Genomic DNA, 4133 nt, shown 5'->3' on the forward strand with positions numbered 1-4133 from the left:
GGTTATTCCCCTTGGTTAGTCCCACTTGGTTATTCCCCTTGGTTATTCCCTCTTGGTTATTCCCTCTTGGTTATTCCCTCTTGGTTACTACAAAAAAGCAAAATCCAACCCGACCATTCCCTCCGTTGTAATCTCCTTTATGTGAGGGGCCCAGTCCCATATCTTTATGTCCTTAACTAAGCACCTACTCATGTAGTGGCCTTTGTTATTTACTCTAGTGGGATGAAATTAAGTTGGCCCTTTCAGAAGTAAAGTGGCCCCTTCTTTTTACAGACATCACACAAGACTGGTTATTAAACAACTGGTTACTTACAACTGGTTAATTACAGAATTGTAAGGAGCCCCATGTAAATTAACTAAACGCAGCTTTGCTGCCTCTTCCTTCCCCTGCGGAGCAGCTACTGGAGTTCCAACTCACTAGAGTAAACACTCACTCTATATAAAAGTTAAATTACACAGAAAAGCATTTCTATTACACAAGATATCATTGAGGTGTTATGGTGGCATTACACAGAAAAGTATTTTAATTACACAGTATGAATAAGACTAGATTTTCAACTAAAGCTGGAACCTCAGTCCCTTCGGTAGGAAGACCTGCTTCTACAAATCTGACTGACAACAAGCCTTTTAGATATGAGAAAGATATTTATGCTTTAGTTGAGCAGGAGGCTAAAGCAACAGGTCAGTCAGTGGCAGATGTAGTCCGTGTAATTTTAAGAGGTCATTACACAGAAAATAATAAGGATGGAACTGAGGGTCCTTCAGTAGACTCGGATACCAACAACAAAACCCCAGATTCTGATAATCAACCTGCTCCTGCTCCACTGCAGAACAGTGACTTGGGTAAGTTAACCAAAAAAGTAGATTTAATATTTGATGTCTTGTTTGGGAAGGAACCTTCTGAACCTACGGATGAAGTGTTAGAAGCAGAGTACGAAGCTTACAGTGCTGCTGAAGATCCGTTTGGGCATTCTGATTTTGAAGAATTCAAGCAGTCTCAAATAGAGAGATGGCGGCACACTCATACAACCTATTGGAGTCGCCTCAAAGGGAATTTCTTAGACAAAATCAATTATCTGAAGGATCTAGCTGAGACCAACCTTCAGATTTGTAGTGGCAACCATGAAGATCTTCAGACTCTTTTAGATTTTAGTTAAAAGCATTTTCAACTTGACTCTATTCTCAATAATAAGGGTGTTGTCTGTAGTGGCTAGAGAAGATTAGCAGTTTGATGGACTGAGCCTGTACTGCTGATGGTCAACAATCCGATCACACCTATGCTTTAGAACTCTTCCTGTTCCATAGTCGTTCCATCTGGAAAAATCAGAACCTCACCCGGCTGAAGCTTAGAGCCATCAGCTCTGAACAATTGTCCGCCAATGATTTTCCCATCTTCAATAACAAATTGCAATTTTGCACCGCCTGGATAGGTAATAATTCCACCAGATTCCATTACTGCCCCTCCAGCTCCCGGCAAAGGGTATGTCTGTCCTGAGCTTAAAGTAATTGAAAACTCTTCTCTAAAAGCAATTAGGAGATGTTGTTGTGCTGGTTGCATAAACTCATTCATCTAAAGACTTGAGATTAAAGATCATACTCTCTCTAGCCAATACTTGTCCCTGCTCACCTAACTAGCTGAACTGACTGAACATCTGCTGGCTGAACCTCACCAACGGCACAGAGACACCACCAACCTAATCTACTAACCTAACCAAGTAGTAAACTGGGACATTAGTTGCAGTAATAATAGTACCTTAAGCCGCACTGTATATACATTGTAGCTCCACACAGTTTTAACAAAAGGTATTAAATCCTTAAATAAGAACATAAAGGGGCCTGACATCTAACTGAACTACATCGGAAGCATCAGAGTAGTGAGAACTTAAAGGAGCTCTACAAATAGACAAAATCAGTCCTTCAGTAATTAAAACTGTGAAGGGACAATAAAGGTTGCGCCACTCTCAGCAGTACCAAGCATAATAGGCATACTCCTGCCAACGGTGAACTGGAAGAAATGAAGAAGACAGTCAAAGTAGATTCTGATCGTCAAGTGCGAGCAAAACAAGCTGCTTTTCTAGCTGAATGGGTAGGTGATTGAATGACAACTGAGAAGCAAGGGAAAGATTCAGAACCACCAATTCAGCCTACTCTCCAAGAGCTTCACCAGAGAATTATAGATCAAGAGCTTAAGTGGTCACTTGAATGTAGTTTACGCAATCATATTCAATTAGTTGAAAGAGCTATCTATCAAACTCAAGTTGATGTTGAACAAGCAACAAATGCTGGTGACTTTGACCGTGCTGCCAAGTTGAAGTATGGGAGGATCACAGGACTGGAACAGCATTTGGAAAGCATCAATGCAGAACTAGAACAATTAAGAGTGGGGCTGTTTTGAGTGTAAATTGCAGCCTGTAAATCTAATTTCACTGCAGTGAATTTACCCCAAGGGTACTCAATTTTGGTTAAAATTGAGTACCCTTGGGGTATTTTTTCTTGATATATGGTCGTTTCAGCCTCTGTAATCTCTAATGGGGATAGGCCCCATCTAGGATTTGCTTCCGCAAATCCGGCCTGCTCCCAACTAAGTGACTACCCCAAATTCAATTAAAGTCATGAATTAATCTGACAAATGGAAATCAGAGATAAGAGAGGGGCGCGATTAAATTTGTCTTAATTTCTAATTTTCATCTGAGCCTACCCAAAGGCACACAAATAAAGCTTTGAAGGGTTTTAAAGGAGTTATAGTGCCCTGCATACATGAATTGTAATTGTATTGAAAACCAGTACTTACACATCCCCTTAGTAAGGAGATTGTAATTACAAACAGAATGATCCCGCCCACCATTTCACTGCGGTTCATAAACCTTTCCTTATTGTTAAGCCTTTCAAAACTTCTTCTCTTTTTTATCCAACCCCTATAATTTCTTCTGCCCCCATTACTAGCTTCAACTACATGAAGGTGGCCTGAAGATTCCCTGATCGGTTGCAGGAACTGAAGTTCCATACCAGTTTCAAACTAACAGTAACCTAGCATTAGTAATTTAATTCATTATTCTGAAAGCTATACGGAGAGTCACCTTACAGCATTTCAACTAACATTAATTAAAGTGCCCCTCATTAGAATCTACTTATGGGAGTGTCCCAACTGGTTAATCCACCATAAGTTAATTACAGAACAAAGTCGGCCCTCAAGGTAAACCATTAACCTAACTCTTCTACCTTCCTGGGGCGGAGCCCCTCACTTAGGGAAATTTCTTTTTGTGTGGGTGTCTCTCTGGGTGTGTCCTTGCCTCTGGCTGTGAGTGTCTCTATCTGAACAAATAGGAATCAGATAAGAGTGAGCGCGATCAAATTTTAGAGTTGCAAAGCTAAAGGGGTTCCTACTTTAGATAAGGTTAATCAATCACACTGAAGTAGTAACCAAGCTCAAGCCCATCAGAACCCTCACCCAGCCCCATCTAGCTCATTAGTTGTAAACCTCTATCCCACATGCATTACAGTCTCCCCCAAAATTAGCAAATGGCAATAGAGCAATGATTTTACTGGGTTTCAGAATAAGCTAAAACAATTGGACAGTTTTTGGCTAAACTGCGGTTTACCATCTTGGGTATCGGGTGTACATTGCTCACAACTGGTAAACAAACTCCCCAGCTACCAGTTTTATTTGAGGCGGATCATATTATTCCAGAAATGGAAAATCTCCCTGCGTCAAATGATGAAGCTGGGAGATGTGTAAATAACATTGAGGTCTATTCTATGTTCCATCTGGAACTTTTGTCCATTTTCTCAAAAGAGAAATCCCAGTCCAAGTCTAAGATTAAACCTCCTAGTGATGGTGGTGGTAGAAATATCACTGCCTTAGTTCTAGCTCTAGCGTTCTCTGTACCTTTAGTATTGGTGGTTTATGCAAATTTCCAACGTCTAAGAGTAAAAGTCCAATCACTACCAGTCACTTTTGAAATGGAGGTTGATAAAAGGGTAGATCGCTTCTAGTCAATCTAGTTAGCTATGTAGAGGGAGAGGGCATCCGTTCTCTCTTTCTTTTTGGATTAATATCTCTAAAATGTTAGTAAAAGCAATGCCATTTCATACTGTGGCAGTAGTTCACCAATAGATAAGATTAATTTTCTAGA

General features: G+C 40.4%; 4 protein-coding genes. 3 read left to right on the forward strand and 1 reads right to left on the reverse strand.

Annotated features, from left to right (window positions below; translation table 11 throughout):
- The first annotated feature begins 536 nt into the window (after window positions 1–536).
- On the forward strand, window positions 537–1157 hold the full coding sequence (locus AC5JLB_RS21640) for a hypothetical protein (protein ID WP_495875894.1): 621 nt from the start codon (window positions 537–539) through the stop codon (window positions 1155–1157).
- A gap of 125 nt (window positions 1158–1282) precedes the next feature.
- Here the strand turns inward: AC5JLB_RS21640 and AC5JLB_RS21645 are convergent, their stop codons facing one another.
- Window positions 1283–1558 (reverse strand): hypothetical protein, encoded by a 276-nt coding sequence (locus AC5JLB_RS21645; protein ID WP_495875895.1) that lies wholly within the window; start codon window positions 1556–1558, stop codon window positions 1283–1285.
- 540 nt (window positions 1559–2098) lie between these two features.
- Here AC5JLB_RS21645 and AC5JLB_RS21650 point away from each other — a divergent pair.
- Both AC5JLB_RS21650 and AC5JLB_RS21655 read left to right on the forward strand, forming a co-directional pair.
- Window positions 2099–2395, forward strand: coding sequence for a hypothetical protein (locus AC5JLB_RS21650; RefSeq protein WP_495875896.1), 297 nt, complete (start codon window positions 2099–2101; stop codon window positions 2393–2395).
- Between the two features lie 1184 nt (window positions 2396–3579).
- A complete protein-coding gene (locus AC5JLB_RS21655; RefSeq protein ID WP_495875897.1) occupies window positions 3580–3993 on the forward strand; it encodes a hypothetical protein in 414 nt (137 codons plus the stop codon).
- The last annotated feature ends 140 nt before the right edge of the window (window positions 3994–4133 follow it).

The organism is Myxacorys chilensis (genome assembly GCF_059505265.1).

What these genes read in the sequence shown, in the direction of transcription:
- AC5JLB_RS21640 (WP_495875894.1), top strand. Translation starts at nt 537, where the DNA reads ATGAATAAGACTAGATTTTCAACTAAAGCTGGAACCTCAGTCCCTTCG.
- AC5JLB_RS21645 (WP_495875895.1), bottom strand. Translation starts at nt 1,558, where the DNA reads ATGCAACCAGCACAACAACATCTCCTAATTGCTTTTAGAGAAGAGTTT.
- AC5JLB_RS21650 (WP_495875896.1), top strand. Translation starts at nt 2,099, where the DNA reads ATGACAACTGAGAAGCAAGGGAAAGATTCAGAACCACCAATTCAGCCT.